This is a genomic window from Sphingorhabdus sp. (assembly GCF_023910635.1).
Classification (GTDB): Bacteria; Pseudomonadota; Alphaproteobacteria; order Sphingomonadales; family Sphingomonadaceae; genus Sphingorhabdus_B.
Map to the genome: position 1 here is coordinate 90,668 of NZ_JAAVVZ010000006.1, position 22,010 is coordinate 112,677.

General features: G+C 57.6%; 18 protein-coding genes. 2 read left to right on the top strand and 16 right to left on the bottom strand.

Features of this window, described 5'->3' with window-relative positions; genetic code table 11:
• Position 1: 1 nt before the first annotated feature.
• The 12 genes from HEQ34_RS05235 to HEQ34_RS05290 form a co-directional block, all read right to left on the bottom strand.
• Positions 2-1,039 carry a Glu/Leu/Phe/Val dehydrogenase dimerization domain-containing protein gene (locus HEQ34_RS05235; protein ID WP_296198340.1) on the bottom strand — a complete coding sequence of 346 codons (1,038 nt, stop codon included), beginning with the start codon at positions 1,037-1,039 and terminating at the stop codon, positions 2-4.
• Positions 1,036-2,178 (bottom strand): M20 family metallopeptidase, encoded by a 1,143-nt coding sequence (locus HEQ34_RS05240; RefSeq protein WP_296198342.1) that lies wholly within the window; start codon positions 2,176-2,178, stop codon positions 1,036-1,038. The genes HEQ34_RS05235 and HEQ34_RS05240 overlap by 4 nt, the downstream gene beginning before the upstream one ends.
• 2 nt (positions 2,179-2,180) lie before the next feature.
• A complete protein-coding gene (locus tag HEQ34_RS05245; RefSeq protein WP_296198345.1) occupies positions 2,181-3,485 on the bottom strand; it encodes an MFS transporter in 1,305 nt (434 codons plus the stop codon).
• The gene (locus HEQ34_RS05250) at positions 3,482-4,960 is read right to left on the bottom strand and encodes a carboxypeptidase M32 (RefSeq protein WP_296198348.1); all 1,479 of its coding nucleotides are present in this window, start codon (positions 4,958-4,960) and stop codon (positions 3,482-3,484) included. Before HEQ34_RS05250 ends, HEQ34_RS05245 begins: the two co-directional genes overlap by 4 nt.
• A 4-nt stretch (positions 4,961-4,964) precedes the next feature.
• A complete protein-coding gene (locus HEQ34_RS05255) occupies positions 4,965-5,852 on the bottom strand; it encodes an alpha/beta hydrolase-fold protein (protein WP_296198351.1) in 888 nt (295 codons plus the stop codon).
• Positions 5,849-6,838, bottom strand: coding sequence for an N-acetyl-D-Glu racemase DgcA (gene dgcA, locus HEQ34_RS05260; protein WP_296198354.1), 990 nt, complete (start codon positions 6,836-6,838; stop codon positions 5,849-5,851). Before dgcA ends, HEQ34_RS05255 begins: the two co-directional genes overlap by 4 nt.
• Complete coding sequence (locus HEQ34_RS05265) at positions 6,835-7,866, bottom strand: DUF1611 domain-containing protein (protein WP_296198359.1); 1,032 nt, start codon at positions 7,864-7,866, stop codon at positions 6,835-6,837. The genes dgcA and HEQ34_RS05265 overlap by 4 nt, the downstream gene beginning before the upstream one ends.
• Positions 7,863-9,146, bottom strand: a complete 1,284-nt coding sequence (locus HEQ34_RS05270; RefSeq protein WP_296198361.1) for a serine hydrolase — start codon at positions 9,144-9,146, stop codon at positions 7,863-7,865. Before HEQ34_RS05270 ends, HEQ34_RS05265 begins: the two co-directional genes overlap by 4 nt.
• A complete protein-coding gene (locus HEQ34_RS05275; RefSeq protein WP_296198366.1) occupies positions 9,139-9,366 on the bottom strand; it encodes a hypothetical protein in 228 nt (75 codons plus the stop codon). Before HEQ34_RS05275 ends, HEQ34_RS05270 begins: the two co-directional genes overlap by 8 nt.
• 220 nt (positions 9,367-9,586) lie before the next feature.
• On the bottom strand, positions 9,587-12,259 hold the full coding sequence (locus HEQ34_RS05280; protein WP_296198368.1) for a 2Fe-2S iron-sulfur cluster-binding protein: 2,673 nt from the start codon (positions 12,257-12,259) through the stop codon (positions 9,587-9,589).
• Complete coding sequence (locus tag HEQ34_RS05285) at positions 12,256-12,531, bottom strand: sarcosine oxidase subunit delta (protein WP_296198371.1); 276 nt, start codon at positions 12,529-12,531, stop codon at positions 12,256-12,258. Before HEQ34_RS05285 ends, HEQ34_RS05280 begins: the two co-directional genes overlap by 4 nt.
• A 7-nt stretch (positions 12,532-12,538) precedes the next feature.
• Positions 12,539-13,789, bottom strand: a complete 1,251-nt coding sequence (locus HEQ34_RS05290) for a sarcosine oxidase subunit beta family protein (protein WP_296198373.1) — start codon at positions 13,787-13,789, stop codon at positions 12,539-12,541.
• A gap of 43 nt (positions 13,790-13,832) precedes the next feature.
• On the opposite strand from HEQ34_RS05290, the gene HEQ34_RS05295 reads away from it, so the two are divergent.
• Together HEQ34_RS05295 and HEQ34_RS05300 are read left to right on the top strand one after the other, a co-directional pair.
• Positions 13,833-14,852: a membrane dipeptidase gene (locus HEQ34_RS05295; protein WP_296198374.1), complete on the top strand. Its 1,020-nt coding sequence runs from the start codon at positions 13,833-13,835 to the stop codon at positions 14,850-14,852.
• 169 nt (positions 14,853-15,021) lie between these two features.
• Complete coding sequence (locus HEQ34_RS05300; RefSeq protein ID WP_296198377.1) at positions 15,022-17,100, top strand: TonB-dependent receptor; 2,079 nt, start codon at positions 15,022-15,024, stop codon at positions 17,098-17,100.
• Between the two features lie 15 nt (positions 17,101-17,115).
• On the opposite strand, the gene HEQ34_RS05305 is transcribed toward HEQ34_RS05300, so the two are convergent.
• The 4 genes from HEQ34_RS05305 to HEQ34_RS05320 form a co-directional block, all read right to left on the bottom strand.
• Positions 17,116-17,763: a TetR/AcrR family transcriptional regulator gene (locus HEQ34_RS05305; RefSeq protein WP_296198380.1), complete on the bottom strand. Its 648-nt coding sequence runs from the start codon at positions 17,761-17,763 to the stop codon at positions 17,116-17,118.
• Between the two features lie 69 nt (positions 17,764-17,832).
• A complete protein-coding gene (locus HEQ34_RS05310) occupies positions 17,833-18,966 on the bottom strand; it encodes an alpha/beta hydrolase (protein ID WP_296198382.1) in 1,134 nt (377 codons plus the stop codon).
• Positions 18,959-20,653 carry a DUF885 family protein gene (locus tag HEQ34_RS05315; RefSeq protein WP_296198386.1) on the bottom strand — a complete coding sequence of 565 codons (1,695 nt, stop codon included), beginning with the start codon at positions 20,651-20,653 and terminating at the stop codon, positions 18,959-18,961. Before HEQ34_RS05315 ends, HEQ34_RS05310 begins: the two co-directional genes overlap by 8 nt.
• Positions 20,650-21,990 carry an MFS transporter gene (locus HEQ34_RS05320; RefSeq protein ID WP_296198389.1) on the bottom strand — a complete coding sequence of 447 codons (1,341 nt, stop codon included), beginning with the start codon at positions 21,988-21,990 and terminating at the stop codon, positions 20,650-20,652. Before HEQ34_RS05320 ends, HEQ34_RS05315 begins: the two co-directional genes overlap by 4 nt.
• Positions 21,991-22,010: the final 20 nt, after the last annotated feature.

Here is a 22,010-nt window from a genome sequence, read left to right on the forward strand (position 1 = left end):
ATCACCCTCCTTTGGTGCGTTGCGTCCGCGCGTCGTCGATACGGCTACGGGCGATGAGTTTTGCGATCTCTACTGTCGAAAGGCCTTTATCTTGCGACTGCTCGAGCACTTGGCGGGCAGTCACTTCTACCGCTGCCAGAAAAGGCTGCGGATCAACCTTCATGATATTGCGACAGGCACCTAAAATCACAGCGCCACTTGAAGCCAAAAAATCGGGCACATAGCCTATGTCGCGGGCTGCCAGTTGATCGGCAACAGAGGCATCACCCAACTGATTATTGGCGCCGCCACAGACCGCCCAGGCCTTCAATCCTGCAACAACCTCTGGAGTCAGCACGCCGCCAATGGCGCAGGGTGAGACAATATCCACGTCCTGCATCAACACAGAGTCTGCGGGCACTGCCTCGCCGCCGATGTCTGCAGCAAGCTTGGCTGCGCGCACCGCATCGACATCGGCGACCCTTATGTGAGCACCATGCGCCGCCATGGCCCGCGCCACACTCTCCCCAATAAGTCCTGCGCCCTGCACAGCAATCTTGAGGCTTGCCAAATCCGTGATACCGCGCAGCGCGGCGCAGGCGCGGATGCCATTGACAACGGACACGCCGGTTGCCGCGCCAAGGTCTTCACCAGAGAGATCGCAAAACGAGGTCTTCTCTGCGACATGAGTAAGGTCTTCAAAGCTGGTGCCCAAATCCCCAGCGCAGTGGTAAAGCCCACCAAGTTCCTGAACATATGCGCCCAACGCCCGGAATGCATCGGCGCGATTCATCCCGGGATGATCAATCACAACGGTTTTGCCACCGCCTGCATCGAGCCCCGCAATGGCGCATTTCAAGGTCATGGCTTGCGACAGTTTGGCAACGTCCGTGAGCGCCAGTTCGAAGCTCTCATAGGGCTGAGAGCGAATACCGCCACAGGCCGGTCCCAGCGTCACATCATCAAGGGCTATGATCGCTTTCAAACCGCTGCGCGTATCATTGAGCATCAAGATGCGATGCGCGCCCTGCGCGGCCATGGCGTCAAAAACATCGTTCACTTGAGTGTCTCCATCAGTCGCATCAGAAGAAGCGTGCGCGGAACAATGCTGGATATGTACAGCCGCTCTTCCAGGGTGTGCCCGCCATCGCCATCGACCCCCAGACCATCCAGCGTCGGCGCGAAGGCGGCGGTGAAATTTCCGTCGCTGCCGCCGCCCGTCTTCAGGTCTTGCAAGTCAAAGCCGATGTCGGCGGCCAGTTTCCTTGCATGCTCGAACAGCGCTGCGATACCGGGCGTCTTTTCATAGCCCGGCCGATTGATGCCGCCTTCGATCGTCAGGCGCACCTTGGGATTGTGCGGCTGGAGACCGCGAATCCGCGCCAGTATCTCCTCACCGATGGCGGGGCTGGGAAAGCGCACATCGAAATGCACTTGCGCCATATCGGGAACGACATTGATGCGGGTGCCACCGGTCACCAGGCCGACATTCACGGTCAGGTCGCGGGCATAGTCCGTCATCGCCTCCAGCGCCAAAATCTGATGCGCGATTTCGCGGATCGCATTCTGCCCGAGATGATGTTCCACCCCGGCATGGGCCGCCTCGCCATGCGCGGTGATTGTGAAATCGGCCATGCCCTTGCGTGCCGTCACGATCTTGCCGCCTGATCGCGCCGGTTCGGTAACCAGGACATATTTGGCCCGCTGTGCTTCGCGTTCGATATGTTCGCGCGAAGTCCCGCTGCCGACTTCCTCGTCGCTTACCAGAAGATGGCGGACCGGCAAGTTGGTCTTGCGGCCCTCACGCGCCAGTTGGCGCAGCGCGGCAAGCGCCAGATAGGTGCCGCCCTTCATGTCTTCGGCGCCCGGCCCATAGGCCCGGTCGCCTTCGATGCGAAACGGCAGGGGACCCGCCAGCGTTCCCATCGGGTGGACGGTATCCATGTGGCTGAGCAGCAGGATACCGGGACCCTGCACGGCTTCCGGCGGGCAGTGCCGGTTGTCGGTGACCAGCAGATGTTCGCCAAAGCCGTCACGGCCCGGGATGCGTTCGACCAGCGCCCCGATTGCTTCATAATCCGCAGTCACCTTGTCGGCCATGCGCGCCAAGGCGGCTACATCATCGGACGGGCTTTCAATTTCGATCCACTGACGGATCCCGTCAAGAATCTCATCGGTTGAGAGGTTGGGTAAAACCATTTTCACTCCTTCAACGCGGCATAATGACGCGAGCAATAAACAAAACTGAGGGACGCAAGAAAAAGCGCAACGGCTGCAACAGTCACCGCCGCAGTCATCAGTTGACCACCGCTTTTGTCGAGCGTGTCGGACAGCAATCCTGTTATCGGCTGCGCCACCGCCGTCATGCCAAAATTGCCCATGATGACGAGCGCTATCAGGCGCGCTCGTCCCTCAACCGGTGTCAATTCCTGCAATCCTGTGGGGAAGCTCATCGCGCCAATGCTGAAACTGAAAAAAATCCCGCCGAGCACGCTAAAAAGTTGTAATGGCGCGGATACCAGCGGGACCACCAATACAAACAGCAAGCAGCCTCCAGCCGATATAAGGAGCAGCACAATCGGCTCGCGACCTGGCACGCGTCGCTTGAGCACTGCGGCAAGGCTCATCACCATGAGAAATGCCAAGCCCATGCCGCTGATCGTCGTCAGCGCCATCGCATTGGCCACATAGGCTTGGCTGGCACCCATTTGACGCATCGCCACTACGGGCAGGAAAGCCATCAGTGCAGTAATGGCAAGCACCAGCAACCCGACACCAACAGCATAGCTGCCAAAGCTATGCCAATGGACACGGAGATAGGGCAGAATTATCGCCTTTTCCGTTGTCGGGCTCACGTCTTGAACACGCCTGCGGATCGGCAACGCCAGTGCCGTAATGGCAAGCAGGGGACCAGGCACTGCTAGCAGTACAAGCGCAATGCGCCAGTCTTCGAGAGAGGCCAGGTCTGTCGGCAACCAGGCACCAGCCGCCCCTGCATGCGTTGCAATCAAACCGACGACCGCAAAAACAGCACCTGAACCAACGCGGCCGAACAGAATAACCAGCGAATTGGCCAGCACGCGCGCCTGCCCTTTGAAGAGCTCAGAGATCACGGCATAGGTAATCGGCAACAGCCCGGCTTCGCCAATTCCTACCAATGCGCTCGCCAGGAAAAGCTGCGTGAAGGAGTCGGCAAGCGCACAGAGAAAAATCGCCAAGGCCCAGACCAATAGCGAAGCCGCAATCACCAATCGACGATCAAGACGGTCGGCGGCCCACGCAATGGGATAGGTGGCGATCGCTGCCAGCAGTGCGAAGCTGAAACCCTGCACCAATCCGATCTGAAAGTCCGACATGTCGAGGCTGCGCCGCATGTCCTCGGTCAGCAGCGTCATCAATGGCCGATCCATATAGGTATAAAGCCCCATGAGCAGCAAGAGCAGCAAGGTTACCCATGCTGCCAACGAGGCCCATGCGGAGGGCGAACGAGGCGCATCCACCTTCACAGATATCGCTCCTCAAAATGCGCCTTCAGCGCGCTCGACGACAAAGGCTTTCCTGTGATGCGTGCGACAAGATCGCCGGTGGAAAATTGCGCGCCCGCAAGCCAGACATTGTCCTGCAGCCAGTTGGGATAGCCGCTCAAATCTCCGGCCATCGCGCGGGATTCATGATCCGGCGTTGCGACTTTATAGGCAGCTTTCAACTGTGCCGCGATCATGGCTCCCATCAAATAGGAGGGGAAATACCCAAACATCCCCTGGCACCAGTGAACGTCCTGCAAGGCACCGCCCCCGTGATCGCCGCGTGTATCGACATCGAGCAGCCGCGCCATGCGCTCGTCCCACCAGGCAGGAATATCATCGACACCAACATCGCCAGCAATCAGGGCTGGCTCGATTTCCGAGCGCAACAATACATGGGCGGGATAGGTGACTTCGTCAGCATCTACCCTGATTTTGCCGCGATTCACGCGCGTCATAAGCATCAACAGATTATCGGGCTCGAAGGCGGCCTGCGATCCAAACGCTTCAACCAGCAGCGGAGACAGCAGCCTCGCAAAAGCAGGCGTGAGCGCAAGCTGCTTCTCGAACGAGAGCGACTGGCCTTCATGCATTGACGTCGAACAGGCAACGCCAATGGGTTGCCCTCGCCAGGGCATCGGCAACCCTCCTTGATAGCGGGCATGACCCGTCTCATGGATAATACCAAGCAGAGAGGGAAGAAACTGATCCTCCCGATAGCGCGTTGTTATGCGTAAATCCTCGCTGGTGCCGCCGGAAAACGGATGCTGGCTGACATCTAGCCGCCCACGGTCAAAATCAAAGCCGAAGATTGTCATCGCGGCAATGCCGACCTTTTTCTGAGCATCGATGGAAAACGGACCGACGGGCCGAATGAAGGTCTCTTCAGCTTGTTTCGCAATAACGGCATCAATCATTTCCGGCAGCCATTCGACGACCGGAGCAAACAGCGCCTGCACATCCTTGAGCGTCAGGCCACGATCATATTCATCGAGCAAGGCATCGTAAGGTGACAGGCCCAGTGCATCGCCCAGTCGCTCGGCGCGCTCGCGTACACAGACCAGCAGCGGTTTCAGAGTTTTGGCAAAGGCGGCCCAATCATTCTGCCCCTTCGCCTTGACCCAAGCCTGATAAGCCGCGCTGATCGCTTCTGCCCTGCGCCGCAGCAGCGCCTCGGGCACTGCCGATGCAACCAGCCGCTGGCGGCTCATCAGCGCCAGATTGGCGGCCTCCTCCGGTGCGAGTTCCGCGTCATGGGCAGCGCGCAGTAGAGTTTCAAGCGCCGGGTCCATTTGCATCTTTTGAATAAGGGCTTCAAATTCGCCCTGAGCTTCGGCTCGTGCCTTGGCGCTGCCCGAGGGCATGTTGACCATCCGGTCCCAAGTCGCAATCGACTGGAGATGTTCTAGCCTGTAAATTGTGTCGTAGTGAGCTTTCAGATCAGCATAAGCGGTCATTGGATCAATCCGGTCGATATTGGGAAAAATAGATGCCGCCAGCAATTCCGGCGGGTACGACCGAACGATGATCCTCCTCCCGATGGATCACAAATTTCATGTCGAAATTCGGCCCACACAGGGGCTTCAGCCTTTCGGTCAATTGCGAGGGCAGCGTGACCATTGCGCACTCGTTCCACATTGCTTGAAACGTGCTTTCAGGCACCGGCACGCCTTTGGCGGGATAACGCGGCCGCATTGGCGATATCTCTTCATATTCACCGGTTGAGAGAAAAAGCCGAACCTTTGCATCCCCCGTTTTCATCGTCGCTTCAAACCCTTCCACATAGGAAAGCACCGAGCGGTTGTTGAACCAGATCGACGGGCTGATCGCAGCATAATGCTGAAAATTGGCGGGAGCCGTGAACATTGACGTAAGGCAGGTGAGCCCGCCGAGCGAGTGCCCTATCAATGTCTGATCTGCAGCATTGATCGGCCAGTGCTTTGCCACCAACGGCTTCACCTCTTCCTCAATCATGCGCAGATAGGCCGACTGGCCGCCGAAATCGTCGAGCGACCCCATGGCGCGCATCCAATGATCTTCCGCCAGCGATGAATCATGAGGCGGTGTCAGGTCGAAATTGCGCAGCGCCAGCGCCGTTTGCAAGCTATCGGTTGGGTAACCGATACCAACAACAACCGCATTTTGTGTTTCTGGCCAGCAGGCCTGGATGCGCAGCGTATCAACGGTAATGCCAAAATGCAGGTTGCCGTCCATCAGATAGACAACAGGCCAACCTGCGACAGGCGCATCCCCGGGCGGCACCGACACGAACAGCCAATAGTCCCTATTGCTGATGCTTGAAGTAAACTCAAGGCGTGCCGCATTCACTGCCATTTCAGTTGATGTCATTCTGCTTCTCCCCAAAGTGCTGGCGGTGGTGATTGAACAATTCCTAGGTGGAATTGCATCGCGTGGAGTCGGTCCCCAGCCAACAAAAGCGGACCGTCAAGGTCTGCCCAGCGCGCTTGCTGTGCGACCAGAAAAGCCGGTGCCATGCCGAGCGAAGTACCCAGCATGTTGCCGACCATGATTTCCATCCCTGCGGCGCGCGCCGCGCTTGCAAGGCGCAATGCTTCTGTAAGCCCGCCGCATTTATCGAGCTTGATGTTGATGACCTGATAGAAGGGCGCAATTGCTGCAAATGAGGCCATATCTGTCAGGCTTTCATCCGCCCCTACCGGGATTGGCGACTCAAGCCCGGCAAGATCGGCATCGCGCCCTGTCTCAAGCGGCTGCTCGATCAAGGTCACGCCTTCGGCTTCCAGACGCGGCAACAACTTTTCGAGCAGTGCGCGGTCCCATGCCTGATTGGCATCAACGATCAATTCGGCCTGCGGTGCGGCATCGCGCACGCATTTTACCCGATCAATATGTCGTGTCGCATCAAGCTTGATCTTGATCAGCGGAAAATCCTGCACGCGGCGCGCCCGCTCCGCAGTTTGCGCAAGCGAACCCAACCCGATGGTAAAGGCCGTCACCAGCGGCTTGAGGGGTGGCAGCCCGGCAAGGTCAGCAACGGCCCGGCCCGCTCGCTTGCTCGCCAAATCCCATAAGGCACAATCGAGTGCATTGCGCGCACCACCTTTGGGTAAAAGCGACTGCACATCATCAAAGGTCAAGCTATCGCTGAGCGCCGGACGTGCAGCCTCCAGCTGCACCATCATGCTTTCACCAGTTTCCCCGTCATAATCAACGCCGGCGGCCTCGCCGCGACCAACGCGGCCCTGACTGTCAGTCAGGGTCACCTCGACCAACTCCACATCAAACTCAACACCGCGCGCAATTTCAAACGGTTCGTTGAGCGGCCAACGGTGCGAGGCAATGTCGATCTTCATGGCACCAATTCAGCCAGACGATCGACCACAGCCTCAACACCAAAACGCAGCGGATCAAAGCAACGCGCATCATGGGATTTGGCCAACACTGTCAGGACTTCGCGGGCCTCGTCTTCAGATAGATGCGCCGTGTTGATAGCAATGCCGGCAAGGCGCACGTCCGGATTGGTCAGCTGTGCTGCTTCAATATTTCGGGCGATACCTTTGGCCAGATCTGGCAGTCGATAGCCAGGAACGCCATCAATCTCCTCGCGAGTCAGCGAATGGCAGTATATCAGCGCATCGGGCTGTGACCCGTGGATCAGCCCGAGTGTTACCCCGGCGTAGGCCGGGTGGAACAATGAACCTTGCCCTTCGATGACGTCCCAATGATCTGGATCAGCATCAGGTGACAAAACCTCTGCGGCGCCAGCAAGAAAATCGGAGACCACGGAATCCATTGGAATACCGCCGCCCGATATCATGATGCCCGTTTGACCTGTGGCCCGAAAATGGTGATCCCATCCGCGTCGCGCCATTTCCCGGGCAATCGACAAAGTCGCGTATTTCTTGCCGATGGCGCTATCTGCGCCTACTGCCAGCACCCTTTTGCCGCTGCGCCGAATTCCCGTTCCGACGGGCAGGTCTTGCGGCGGTGTGCGGACGTCAATCAGGGCAACGCCGCTCTTGCGCGCCGCGGCCACCAGCTCGGCGTTGCTGGATAACTTGCTATGCAGACCGCACACAATATCCAGACCCGCATTCGCCGCCTCGACCAAAGACGCCACCCAATGGCTCGGCAGTGCACCGCCCGGCGGAGCGGCGCCCACGACGACCGAGCGCGCCCCTTGAACAACAGCAGCTTCAGGGTCGAATTCTGGAAGACCCAAATCCACGGCCTGGGGCGATGTTCGCCACTGCCCAACAACACTATCGCGCGCCCAGTCACGAATGCCGCACGCGGTCTTCGCCGTCACCATATCATCCACATCGGCCAAGAAGAGCAGATAAGGCTTTTGCAGGACTACGGAGGTGATCTTTTCAGTCATAATGGCCAGCACCAATAAATCTTGTTCTCGTCGGTCAGGCCGACGAGGACATGTTCAACACGATCAGCATAAACGAGCCGATACCGAAGCATTCGCATGGATCCGCTGGGCTGCTCCTCCACCAGCTCAAAAGCTGACGGTTCTTCACCAGACCAAAGATCAATGACCCCGCGCACCGGTCCGCCCTTATCGATGGCCGTCTGCAATTCGGGTGCGAAAAAGGCCCGATCGGCAGCGGCACCGCGCCGGATCAACTGCCCGCGGATCGTTGCAGTCAACTGTGCGTTGCTATCTGCCACCGGATGCAACCCAAGCGGCGTTGAGCCAGGTGCAAACGCCTCAAGGGCAGTCAGCGCCACAGCACGAATGGCCCTTGTGGTGCGTGGCGCCAGATTACACAGGGCGATTGCGCCTGTCTTTTGTGAGCGATTGAGAAACGCCATGGCGGTCCAGCCATCATAATGGCCGGCATGATGGGCGATATGATCCTCGCCCATTGTCTCGACGAACCAGCCGCAGCCATAGGGCGACAAGCGCCCACTCGCGAGCAGAGGGGTGTCAAACAGGCGTGTATCCGCACCTTCGATCAGATGACGCAGCCAGGCTTGTGCGCCATCAACAGTGAACGCGATATCACCGTCACCGATGACCTCTCGGTCTGCACTGTCCAGGTCCCCCTTTATTGCCAATGCTGGATCGGCGTTTGCTTGACGGACCCAGTCCGGGCTGGCGACAGCGGAGCCGATCACACCAGTTTTTTGGAATAGCCGATGCACAGCAGCGCTATAGCTGTCACCCGCTACGGCGGCGATGATGAAACCAAGAAGGATATAATTGGTATTGGAATAGCCCCAGGTTGCCCCCGCTTCTGCTATTGGCGCGAGCCGAGCATAGTGCGCCATGAAATCAGCGCGGCTTGCGGGAACCACTTCATCATCGGCATAGGCAAGATATTCGGGCAAACCGCTAGTGTGATTGAGCAACGCCGAAATAGTGCGGCTGTGCCAGGGCTGCGGAGCATCGGGCAGGTAACGACCGAGTGGATAATCAAGGCTCAGCAAGCCTGCGCGTTCAAGATCAAGTATAACGGCAGCCGTCACATGTTTTCCGGTGGACGCGGCCTGAAACCAGGTCTTAGAGGTCACGGGCAGTTCAGAACCTTGAGCATCTTCTCCAAACAGAATCTGCTCTTGTCTGCCGTTGGCGTAAAGTGCCACGCACAGGCCAGGAATGCCAAATGTTTGCGCCATGCGGGCGACAAGGGCATGGCTGTCAGACATGGTGCGCCAGCCATTCTGCCAAGTAACGTGCAAAAGGCGCTCCGAAGATGAGCCGAAATTGCTGCTCTTCCCGCCGATGCAACACGACCGCAGTTTCGCCCAGTCGCATACGCGCGCAAGTGCCGACAGAAAAGCGCTGCCAGTCGATTGCGATGCCTGCGCTCAGCAGATCAAATACGTTTTCGCCGGATATGGATAGAGCAACCAGTGCATCCGACATGTCGATTGCATCGGGCCTCGGGCAATGGTTACCGCAAAAGAGCCACTCGCAAGGGCCCATATTTAGCCACCTGTTCTGTGCTTGTCGGGGACCAGGCAAGCCGGTGAAGTCCGCACCAGGGAGCAATCGCAATCGGGCAAAGCTCAATGCTTCCGCCACGATGACTATCCCGTCGCACATGGGAATATCTATGCCCGTCCATGGGGAGGTGGGTTGCCAATCAATCATGGAGCCGCCTGCCGTCCGGATCAAGGAAACAGGGCGCAACGATCTTGGCTTCGAATATTTGACCGAGATCGAACAATTTCACTGTTTCGCCAAGGCGCGCGCGGCCCTCGCGAATTCGCGCTAATGCAATGGGTCGTCCGAGTGTCGGGCTGATGCACGTGCTGGTTACAAAACCACCCGAAGGACAGGGGGCATTGCTGCCCTCCATGATGTGGGCACCGATCGGCAGCGCGTTTGCACTTTCCAATCCCACAAGCTGGAGGCGATCCTCCCTGGCGCACGCTGGTCTTAACAATGACCGCCGCCCGACAAAATCTGACGTCTTTTTGGCAATAGCCCGGCCCAGGCCAATGTCGCCAGGCGTTGTCATGCCATCAGTATCGGCGCCAACATGGACATAGCCCTTCTCGGTGCGCAGCAAGTCCAAGGCCAAAACGCCAAAGGGTGTGACACCAGCAATGGCCGCCGCCGTTTCCAGCAGGGACTTGACGTATCGCGCTGGCACACTGATTTCGAGTGTTGCCTCGCCTGTATAGCTGACCCGCGCCACGCGAACGGGCACGTTACCCAATTGGTCGGCACGAAAATGCATATGTGGCAAGGCTTCAACCGGCAGACCTAGCGCAGTGGCGACCTCGATCGCATTCGGTCCACTGAGCGTAACGGTTCCCCATTGCAGTGTGCAATCGAGAACGCGCACATCCCAGCCAGAAAATTCGCATTGCAGCCACTCATCAAGCATGGCTGCGATCCGCTCTGCGCCGCCGCTTGTCGTATGTAACAGGAAGCGATCTTCGGCCAGACGGATCGCCACGCCATCATCGATTATGACCCCATTCTCGTCGAGCATCAGGCCATAGCGGATACGGCCAGGATTTAAGGTCGACATCGTGCCTACATAGATAAAGTCGAGAAAGCGGGCCGCGTCCGAGCCCCAGACCTCGATCTTGCCCAGTGGTGAAGCGTCGAATAGACCTGCGCTGGTGCGTACTGCTCGTGCTTCACGGATGGCGGCCTCGCCCAAACTCTCACCCGCCTGCGGATAGGCATCGGGTCGCTGCCAACCATAATCTTCAAAGACAGCGCCGAGCGTCTGGTGCCAGCCATGGGCAGGCAAGAATTTGCGGGGGCGCATCAAATTACCGACCCGTGCACCCGAAATCACACCGAAACTGATCGGCGTATAAGGTGGACGAAAGCGCGTCGTGCCGACCGCATCAGGTGTGCGCCCGGTGGCATCACCCATCAGCATCAGCCCATTGACGTTGGAAGTCTTGCCCTGGTCAGGACCCATGCCCAGCGTGGTATAGCGTTTCAGATGCTCGACGGACGCATAATTTTCGCGCGCCGCCAGCATGACATCCGCCGCCGTCACATCATTGGCGAGATCTACGAACGCCTTGCCCTTGGCCCGGCTCTGCCATGGCTGAGTGTTGAGATCGAAATCGCCATTGGCGGCCCCAACGCAGCGCACTTGCTGCACCGCTTTGTCAGGCACGAACATCTGGCGCTTGTCACAAAAGCTGATTGATCCACCCGATTGTGAGAACAGATGCACCACCGGGCTCCAGCCGCCCGACACAGCGAGCAGGTCACACGCAATTTCGCCCCGGCTGGTCTGCACGGCACGGACCCGCTTGCGCCCTTTGACGCCGATCACTTCCTCGCCGCGGCGGGTGTCGAGAATAGCCGCTATTTCGATTCCGGCAGCTTCGAATGCAGTGGCATAATCGAAAAGCCCGTCATTATTGCCGAATAAAGCCACCCTCTTGCCTGCAGCAACCCCAAAGCCATGAGCATAACGTTGCACAGCAGAGGCCAGCATGACCCCAGGAACGTCATTACCTGGAAATACCAATGGTCGCTCAATAGCGCCTGTTGCGATCACGACTTGCTTGGCCCTGATCTTCCAGAGTCGTTCCTTGGCAACCCCGGATGAACAGTCTTCAACCGCAGCGACCAAATTATGATCGTAATAGCCAAATGCCGTTGTTCTTGTGAGGATCGTTAGATTTTCAGTCTGATCGACGTTGATCGCATCACCGGCCCACAATGCCCGCCCGCCCAGCTCCGACGACGCCTCAACAAGCATGACGCGCGCACCGCTCTGCGCGGCGTCACGGGCTGCACTGATGCCAGCCTGGCCGCCGCCAATCACCAACACATCGCAATGGGCATGGCGGTGCTCGTATCGGTCTGGATCGGGCTGCGTGGGTGCCGCGCCGAGCCCTGCTGCCTTGCGGATCGTGCCTTCAAACAGATGCCAGTGGGGCCACATGAAGGTCTTGTAATAAAATCCTGCCGGCAACAGCCGCGACAGCCTGTCATTGATGGCATAGAGATCAAAGCCGAGTGATGGCCAGGCATTAACACTGTGCGCCACCAGCCCCTCATAAAGCTCAATCTCGGTCGCCACCCGGTTGGGTGAAAGGTACGCACCGATTTCAAGCTGAACGACGGCATTTGGTTCTTCGGCACCGGCTGCAAAAACGCCACGCGGCCGATGATATTTGAAGCTGCGGCCCACCACATCGACACCATTGGCAAGCAGGGCCGAGGCGAGCGTGTCGCCAGCAAAGCCCGAAAGGGTGCGGCCATCAAAGCTGAAGCAGAGCGGACGGTTTCGATCAATCCGACCGCCGCCGGGACGCCGGGCGCCACTCATGCCGCTTGCTCCGGTCTTTGCGCCGTGATTGGATAAACCGCGCGGATCTCATGAGACACCGTATCGCGGATCACATTGAACCAAAGACCGCAACCAAAGCTGTGGCACCATCGCTCGGTCTGGTCACCCTTGGGATTGTCATGACCGAAAAGATACTCCGCCCAGGTCTCACCGCTGGCGCTTAACGGCGGACGCACGACATGAGCGTCGCCACCGCAGCGAAACTCATGCTCCGGACGAGCTCCACAATGGGGGCACTCAATGTTCAGCATGACTTGCTCAATGGGGAATACTCGCCGCCGCAGCCTCGTCGATCAGCGCCCCTGTGTCGAAACGATCAAGCCCAAAGGCCGCATTAAGCTCGTGCGGCTCGCCGGTCGCCATAGTGTGGGCAAGGCAATAGCCGCCGGCGGGGATGGCCTTGAAACCACCCGTACCCCAGCCACAGCTAAGATAGAGGCCCTGTACCGGCGTTTTGCCAATAATCGGACTTGAATCGTGCACAACATCGCAGACGCCGCCCCAGTGGCGCAGCATCCGCACCCGCGAGAATGTCGGAAACATGGCGAGCATGCCAGTAATGGTATTTTCGTTAACGGGCAGATTGCCACGCTGGGCATAGCTTGCATAAAGATCAAGCCCGCCGCCGATCACCAGCTCACCCTTGTCAGACTGACTGAGATAAGTGCCCGTTGCCGGTGAAAGTACAACGGTATCCAATACCGGCTTTAGCGGCTCAGACACCATAGCCTGAAGCGCATAGCTTTTGACCGGCAGCCGAAAGCCCGCTTTTGCAGCCAGAATCGAACTATGCCCCGCAACGGCAATCCCGATCCGGTTCGATTTGATCGCGCCGCGCGTGGTCTCGACTCCAGTCACCTGGCCCTGATGGATGGTGAAACCGGTTACTTCGCAATTCTGGATGATATCAACGCCGCGCGCATCCGCCGCGCGGGCATAGCCCCAGGCGACAGCATCATGCCGCGCCGTCCCACCACGCCGCTGGATCATGCCGCCCCAGATTGGGAAGCGGGCCTGTGGCGAACAGTCGAGTGCCGGCACAAGTTTTGCCACCTCGTCGCGGCTCAAGATATCGGCATCAATGCCATTTAATCGCATGGCATTTGCGGAGCGCCGATGCATTTCCATGTCGTGCCGCGAATGCCCAAGGACGAGCACGCCGCGCTGGCTGAACATGATGTTGAAATTCAGCTCGCTGGACAGTCTTTCATACTGCTTAAGCGAAAATTCGTAAAAGGCCGCGCTTTCAGGATAAAAATAGTTGGATCGGATAATGGTCGTGTTGCGCCCGGTATTACCGCCGCCGATCCAGCCTTTTTCAAGCACTGCCACTTTTACAAGGCCATGCACGCGAACGAGATAATAGGCTGTAGCAAGACCATGCCCTCCGCCTCCGATCACAATCGCGTCATAGGCCGCTGCAGGTTCGGGTGATCGCCAGGCTGGGTCCCAGTTGCTATGACCTGACAGCGCATTGCGTGCTATGGACAAGGCAGAATAGTGACTCATGCAGGCTTGCTACCATACATATATGTATGGTAGCAAGCCATTGATGGAGGAACCGGCTTTGAAACCAGAAATGCTAGATATCGCACGAGAAATTGTCAGGACCTCATTGGTCTGGGACAATCATGCCTGCATGCCACTGCGCCCAGAAGATCACAGCTTTCTGCCACAACTGGAGGACGTCCGTGCGTCGGGCGTTAATGTCATCAGCTTGAATGTGGGCTTCGGCCCACAAGGACCCGACGAACATCTAGCGATGCTCGACAGTTTCTCCAATTGGGTATCATCGCACTCGGACGACTATCTGTTGATCCAGTCGATTGCGGATGTTGAGACCGCGCAGAAGTCCAAACGGTTAGGCGTGATATTTGATGTCGAGGGTATGGTGCCGCTGGACAATGGTCGGATCGATCTGGTCGAAGCTTTCCGTACCAGAGGTGTGGGCTGGATGCTCGTTGCATACAACCGCAATAATGACGCCGGCGGCGGCTGCGCTGAGGAAGAGGATGTTGGGCTGACCGTCTATGGACGCAAAGTCATTGCGGAGATGAACCGGGTGGGCATGATTGTCTGTTGTTCCCACACCGGGCACCGGACGGCGATGGAAGTGATGGAGGCATCCTGCGATCCTGTCATTTTCTCGCACTCCAATGCAAAGGCCATTTGGGACCATTATCGCAATATTCCTGACGAACTAATTAAGGCCTGCGCAGCAACAGGAGGGGTTGTCGGCGTTAACGGGCTGAGTAGTTTCCTCGGCAATCGCGATGCCTCACCGGGCCGGGTTGCCGAACATATAGACCATATGGTGCAACTCGTTGGTCCAGCGCATGTAGGCATTGGCCTCGATTATGTCTTTGATCGCAAGGAACTGGAAGAATATCTGGCGACAATGAAAGAGACCTTCCCCAATGATGCATCTTTGCAGGAACCCATGGATTTTGCACATCCGTCCCAAATGGCCGAAATCGCGGCGCATCTGCTTGAGCGTGGCTATTCCGACTCAGATGTTCGTCTGATCCTTGGCGGCAACTGGTTGCGTGTGGCCGCTGCGGTCTGGCGATAAACGGGCCAAGTTTTCCCTTTGGATTATTGCCTTGCCCTCGGCCATGCACATATGTATGGAATAAACGTACAGGAGTGTATTGAACAAAATCATCTGATTGGAGGCAGTTATGGGTGGGGAGAAATTTCGTTCAGCGTTTGGAGTGTCAATCATTGCAGTCTGCAGTGCGATGACGGCAGCAATGCCTGCTTCCGCGCAAGAAGCAGATGAAGAGCTCAAGGACCGGACCGAGATCGTCGTCACGGCGCAGCGCCGTGAAGAGCGTTTGCAGGATGTACCGATCGCGATCAGCGCTGTAACAGCCGAGGACTTTGAGCAGCGCGGCGCGCGGCGGCTTCAGGATTTGCAGTTCAGCATTCCGGGACTCAACATCGTTGAAACCAGCCCCGGTTCGGAGCGGCTTCAGATCCGTGGAATCTCCCAGCAGGCTGGCCTGCCGACCGTCGCGACCTATATCGACGAAATGAACATGAACCCGAACGCGGTGACCGGCGGCGTCGATATCCGTTCGGTCGACCTTGAGCGGGTGGAAGTGCTGAAAGGTCCGCAGCCGACGCTTTACGGCGAAGGATCAATGGGCGGGACAATCCGCTATATTACCGCCAATCCCGATCTCGACGATCTGGCAGTGCGCGGCTCCGCTGAAATCGGCACTATCAAGAACGGCAACACCGCCTATCGCGCTGAAGGCGCGGCTAGTGTGCCGATTGCGCCGGGAACATTCGCGGTGCGTGTGGCTGGTGCTTATGAATATTCCGGCGGCTATATCGACACACCCCGTGGTGATGACCAGAACGGCACGCGTTACAAAACGGCGCGTATCAAGGCGCTTTTCAAGCCATCAGAGACATTTAACCTTTCAGCGATGTTCATGCACCATGAATGGGACCAGAAGGACGCGAGCTATGGGTTCGCCGATGGAACCTATAATGTTGCCGGCATCTTCGCGCAGCCGGCGAAAGGTCAATATGATGTGGCGAATCTGGTGGGAACGATCGATCTTGGCTTTGCCGACTTCACAAGTTCGACCGGCTACCTGAGCTCCAAGAGTCGGCTCGATGTTTCCTTTCCATTCGCCTTTCCACTGCCCGGCGGCGTCCTTTTGCCCTTAGGCAGCAGCTCACGTTCCGCCGGCGAGTTCGAACGGTGGACCCAAGAGTTCCGTCTGACGTCTTCCGGTACAGGCCCGTTCAAGTGGCTGCTGGGGGCAACATACACGGACGACAAGAGTAAATCCGGTTTTTCAGTTCTGCCTGTGACTACCCCGATCGTGCTGGCACCCGGCCAGACATCGAAAGCTTGGGCCGTCTATGGCGAAGGTTCATACACCTTGGGCGTCGCCACACTTACTTTGGGCGGTCGTTACTATAGCGACAAGCGGAGCGATGCGGCGCGAACCACTACGAACACGTTCAATACATTTAATCCGCGCGTCAACCTGTCAGTGGAGACAGGAGACAATGGCCTTATCTATCTAAACGCCTCGAAAGGCTTTCGAAGTGGTGGCTTCAATACACCTGGGCTATTTGCGCCCGGCGAAGGAACATACGCTCCCGAGAAGTTGTGGACCTATGAGGCCGGCTTCAAGCAGCAATTCCTGGATCGCGCTCTAAGCCTTGAAGGCGCAGTTTTCTATCACGACTACAATGATATCCAGTCAATCCTGCTGCCAATCGACAACTCACCCCGCATCGGGCGAACCATAAACAGCGGCGTTGCTCGGGGCTGGGGCCAGGAACTGTCAATCGTCGCGCGCCCAGACCGCGCGTTTACGGCCACCTTCGCCGTCGGTCACAATGACCTGTCCTATCGGTCGACCAGTCTTGCAGTCCGGCCCGGAGACAGGCTTGACAACGTGCCCACTTGGACGTGGTCAGCGGCAGTCGATTATCGCAAGCCCGTAAACGACAAGGTGACACTGTTTGCAAATGCCAGTCTTGCATCAACTTCCGGGTTCACCAGTACCCTGCGTCTCTTCGGTGATCAGACATTAAATGGAGTGTTTGTACCGGGCCTCAGCATCGTTCAGCGCGATGGAACCCGCTTCCCGACCGTTGTCAGGGCATTGTCGCGTGAGATCGTCAATGCTAGGATTGGTGCGGATTTTGGCGCAATTACGGCCTATGTATATGGTCAGAATCTGACCAACAATTTTGACTCGGTCTATGCAGGTGGCGTGATTCAGGCGAGCCAAGGCGCAAGGCCGCGACCAAGAACATTTGGCGCGGGCTTGTCCTTCAATTTCTGACGAAACGGCTATTCTTTATTGAGACAGCGCGTCCTTCGGGGCGCGCTGTTTTTTTGTCGACTGGCGCTGCTCCAAATCCGCCACCACGGCCTCAAGCGCGCTACCGCCTTCGTTGCCTAACATGATCGCGTTATAATATGGCAGGAAGGCCAAACGTTCTTGCATTGGCTCATCAAATGCAGTCGCATAATAACCTACTTGTTGGAGATATATTATGCGAGCGCGGGCAACGCTTTCGCGTTCTCTTTGGCCTTCCATGCGAAATCGTTCGGCTAGGAAATTAATCCAGCGATGATCGATTGCACGCACGATCTTGGCTACGGCAGGCGATTTCCAGGCCCAGAAACGAATTGCCATATCAAATGCGGGATAGGTTGCATCTTCGCTCAACCAGATCCGAGCAATCTCAAACGCGCCCATTGATGCCCAACGGGTGTCGGCTTGCTGCAGCTCGCTCTCCTTATGCTCCTGCCAAAGCTGGAGCACCGCATCGAGCAAGTCTTTCCTATTCTTGAAGTGCCAGTAAAAACTGCCGCGCGTGACCTTCATCTTGCGGGCAAGGCGATCAACTTTGAGCTCGTCAACGCCTGAGATAATCAGTTGCCTGCGTGCAGCTTCGATCCAGTCGACACGCGAAAGCTGCCTTGGCGTTTTATTTTGCATTAATGCGTTTCCTAAAGAGACACTGTCGCCATTGCCGCATTTGCGACCATACATCAATGCACTGTATGGTCAGCCGCTCGGCTGGCTTGCCCGTTCCAGAACATCACCCACAAAATCCGCTTCTTCGTATACGAACTGGTGCGTTGATCCTTCTGGAGCGTAGATGCGTTTTGATCGCGACGATATCGCTAAATAGCGTTCCCGGCTGCGGGCGAAGAAATTGATCATGCGCGCTTGCTCTCGGCAGGATGCGGCGCCGACCTCTTCATTGTCTGCCACTTCTGCCGCATTGGGCGGAGCCACAAGCCAGACCTCCATATCCCCCAGATCGCCATCATAGACAACAGTTTCCCAACCACATGTGCCGACATGGGGGCCAAGAAGCTCATGATAGATTGAGTAATGGGAAAATTGCGAACCCGCGGAGACATCGATCGCATTCAGCTTTTTATAGGCTTCCGCACCCAGCTGCTGTTCAAAGCGCTGCGCCATTGCGGCAAAGGCCGGGTTGCGACGCGCTTGGCGCGCCTCAAGATTGATATGGATGCCAAACAAGCGCGACAGACCTGCCCACAGGGCATTGCGCAGCATGCCGCGAATGGTGCCTAGCCTTGGACCAAACACGATGGTCTCGAGCGGAGTCGGATCAAGCAGGACAAGTCGTGCCACCTTTTCAGGATAACGGCGCGCAATATTGGCTGCCAGCAATCCACCAAAGGAATATCCAACAAGAACAAAGGGACCCAACTCTCCTGCGAGTTCAAGCACTCGCATCATTTCATCGGCTTCGCGAGCTGTGGTTCGCGGGAATGGACCGGTGTCGCTCCAACCCGTGCCGGGGCGATCGATCAGGATCGAACGACACTTATGCTTAAGCCTTTCATGGAGATGGGACATCGCCAACCCTGGGGCATGGCCTCCCCCGAACATGACAAGCGGGACTCGATCCTTACGTTCCCCTTCAGCGAGAATGTGAACGCAATAGCCCCCCAGATCGATCCGCCGTCCAGGTGCTGGATGGAGACGGCCAATATGCGCACGAAAAATCAGATGCCAGACATTGCCGAACCCCAGCACCAGCGCAATGCCGATCATGACCACACCCAGCCAGCCACCGACGAGCCAGCCGCCCGGCGCTAAGATAGCCGCGATCGCAAGGCCTGACCATTCGCGTGCCAGGCAAGACAAAAGCCAGTTAGGCATTGTGCGCACCCTCAATTGCCAAGTCGATCCGTTCGGCCAGCAGCGCGAAGGGCATGGCCCCACCACTCAGCACCAAATCATGGAATGCGCTGACGTGAAACTTTTCGCCAAGTGCGGACGCCATGCGCGCACGCAGGCGCATCATTTCCTCATGCCCCGACATATAAGCCAGTGCTTGCCCAGGCACATCGCAGGCATAACGCAGCGTTTCGCTTCCAATCTCGGTTTCCGGGAAAAAACTGTTGTCGCGCATATAGGCCCGCGCCTTTTCAAGACTCCAGCCCAGCGCGTTCATGCCCGTGTCAACCACCATTCGACAAGCCAGGAAAGCCTGGCTAACCAGTCGCCCAAACCGCTCGGCGGGATCTGCATACATGCCCATTTCGCCCGCCAGGGTCGCCGCATATTCAGCCCAGCCTTCGGTAAAGGCGGTAGGGAAGGACGCGCCGCGAAGCGCGGGCAGCGCGAGATTGTCGCCTTGCAGGGCGAGATGCAAATGATGGCCTGGTACCAGCTCGTGATAGTTGAGCGCTGCGAGATGGAACAGGCCTGCCTTTGACAGATTTCGGCCGTTGAACACATAGTCCCCGTGGCGCTTGTCAGGCCTTGGGCCATCATAAAAGCCAAACGTCATCGACGCTGTGAGAGCTTCGGGGAGTGGCCGCACGCCATAGGTGGCATCCGGCCGCACCGGAAACAACGTTTCAACATGCGGTTCAAACCGTTCTACATAGCGTTCAAAACGCGCCTGAATGGCCGCGTCACTGTCGTCGCGCCAGACAGAATCTGCATCAAGATGTGCACGATATTCGGCGTCGCTTCCGGCAAAACCTGCATCCTTGCGTGCCCCCGCCATTTCGCCGCGAATTCGAGCGACGGCGTCCAGTCCGATATCATGCAGTTCCTGCGGCGAGAGCCGGGTTGAGGTGTGCAGCCTCGCAAGTTCGGCGTAGATGTCTGCCCCATTGGGAAAGTGCATCATGCCGACAGTATCGCCTGCCTTACCGAAGTAAGCGGTGTCGAACACACCACGACAGCGCTCCAGTGCCGCGACCAAGGTGTTGGAGATAGTCTGTGCAACCTCACTGCGAAAAGCTTCATGCCCCACCAGTCGCGCTTCATCGACGTGCAAGGTGTCCGGCTGCGTTGCAATCAGGCGATCAAGCAAACTGAGTGCCGCCTCAGCTTGTGCACGCGGAAGATATATGCCGCGATCTGCCTGACCGCGCGTGCGGTCTCCCATGGCTTCGACAAAGCTCGCAATATCAGCTATGCCTGCCAGGTAGCGAAAGCGATCCCCTTCCGTATCGAGCGGTGCCCGTGCAAGTCGCCCTGCCATCGCCGAAATCGCATATCCCATGCAATAAGCCGTTGGCCCGAACATGTTGAACAGGCCTGAGAGCGGGTCAAACACGGTCCAATACCAGTCCGCTCGAACCGAGCAGATATGCGCATGTTCGCGCGCCAGCTTCAGCGTTAAGGCAAGCTCCGATGGCAACCCGCAAGGATCAAGTGCATCCATACGCCGCAGCAACGAAGCGCCCCAAGTCGCGGACCGCTGCGCGGCCTCGAAGGTCGGCAACCGCAGCGCCGCCTTCTCAGGCCATAATTTTTCTTGCTCGATTTCATCGCGGACATCGTCGATAATCCGCACTGCAAGACCAATTTTGTCTGGAACCATGTTCATGCCTGTTGGCCGCCATTCGCCCGCATGATAGTTTGAGGTAGGCCCTTAAGACCCCAGGCCAGGAACAAGATACCGCCAAGCAAACCGGGTATCACGATTATCGCCACCGCCAGCAAAATACCCCTGTGGCCCGGGAAAAACTGGTCTGATAACAAGCCGACAACCCATGGCATGAACGATGCAAAAATGATTGTCACCATGCCGCCGACGGCGACGACCCGACCGCGCAAATGGGCCGGTGCCATCAACTGCAATACCGTTGGCGCAAGCGAATTGGCCATGAAGGTGAAACAGATTTTGGCAAGAATGGTGGCGTAGAATTGTTCCGCTGTCACCACAAGGGGGATAGGCAGCGACACGATAAGAGAAGCGGTCAGCGCCGCCACGGCTACCCGCATCGGGGTGTTGTCACCATAACGCGGACGCAGCAGCTTTACGACAATCCACGCCATGCCAACACCGGCCAACGCGGCAACACCGCCGGCCACTCCCAGCGTTTGCCCAATCTGCATCGGCGTTTGACCAAAGACACGCTGCAATATCACAGCGTTCCATTGCCCCTGTGCACCCATCGCCGCATAGCTCAAGCCGAAACCAAAGAAGATACCCGCTGTCGTTCGGGCATTGGTACGAAAATAGTCGACCACGCCTTCGACCGCTTCGCCCGCCTTGGATGGCGGCGTTATACGCTTTAAGCGCATGAGCAGGATTAGCATCGCCAGGATTGGCCCCGTCAGGGCAGCAAGGATCAGGGTAATGCGCCACGGCTCCAGTCCTGCCAACCAAACCGGCAGGCTTTGCGCGTTGGCAGCCGCCACGCCAAACAAGGTTCCTCCCAGCGCCATCCCAAGATAGGTGCCCAGCAGCGTCGCCGAGACGAAAATCAGATTGGCCGTGACCCAGCGGTCTTTGGGAAAGAGATCCGGAATCATTGAATTGGTGACCGGCCCAAGTACCGCCTCCCCAAAGGCGATGCCCATGGCGAAGAACACAAGACCAGTGAAGGTGTCGGAGAGGCCAAAACCCACCGTTGCCGCAGACCAGATCATCACGCAGCCCGCCAGTAACCAGCGCCGGTCTACCCGGTCAGCAAGCCAGCCTATGGGATAGCTGGCGATCGCGACCACAAAAGTAAGCGCAAGCCCGGTAATGATACCCAATTCCCCGTCAGTCAGCTTGAGCGATTGCTTCATCGACTCCGCAACCAGCGAGATCAGACCCTTTCCGATGAGCGAGCCAATGACCGATGCCAGCACAACAACCGCAAGGCCATACCAAGCCCAACCAAGCGGCTGTTCAGGCTGCTGCTGGTCTGCTGCGGTCGCATCTATGCTCATACCTAACTCCCACCTTGCCT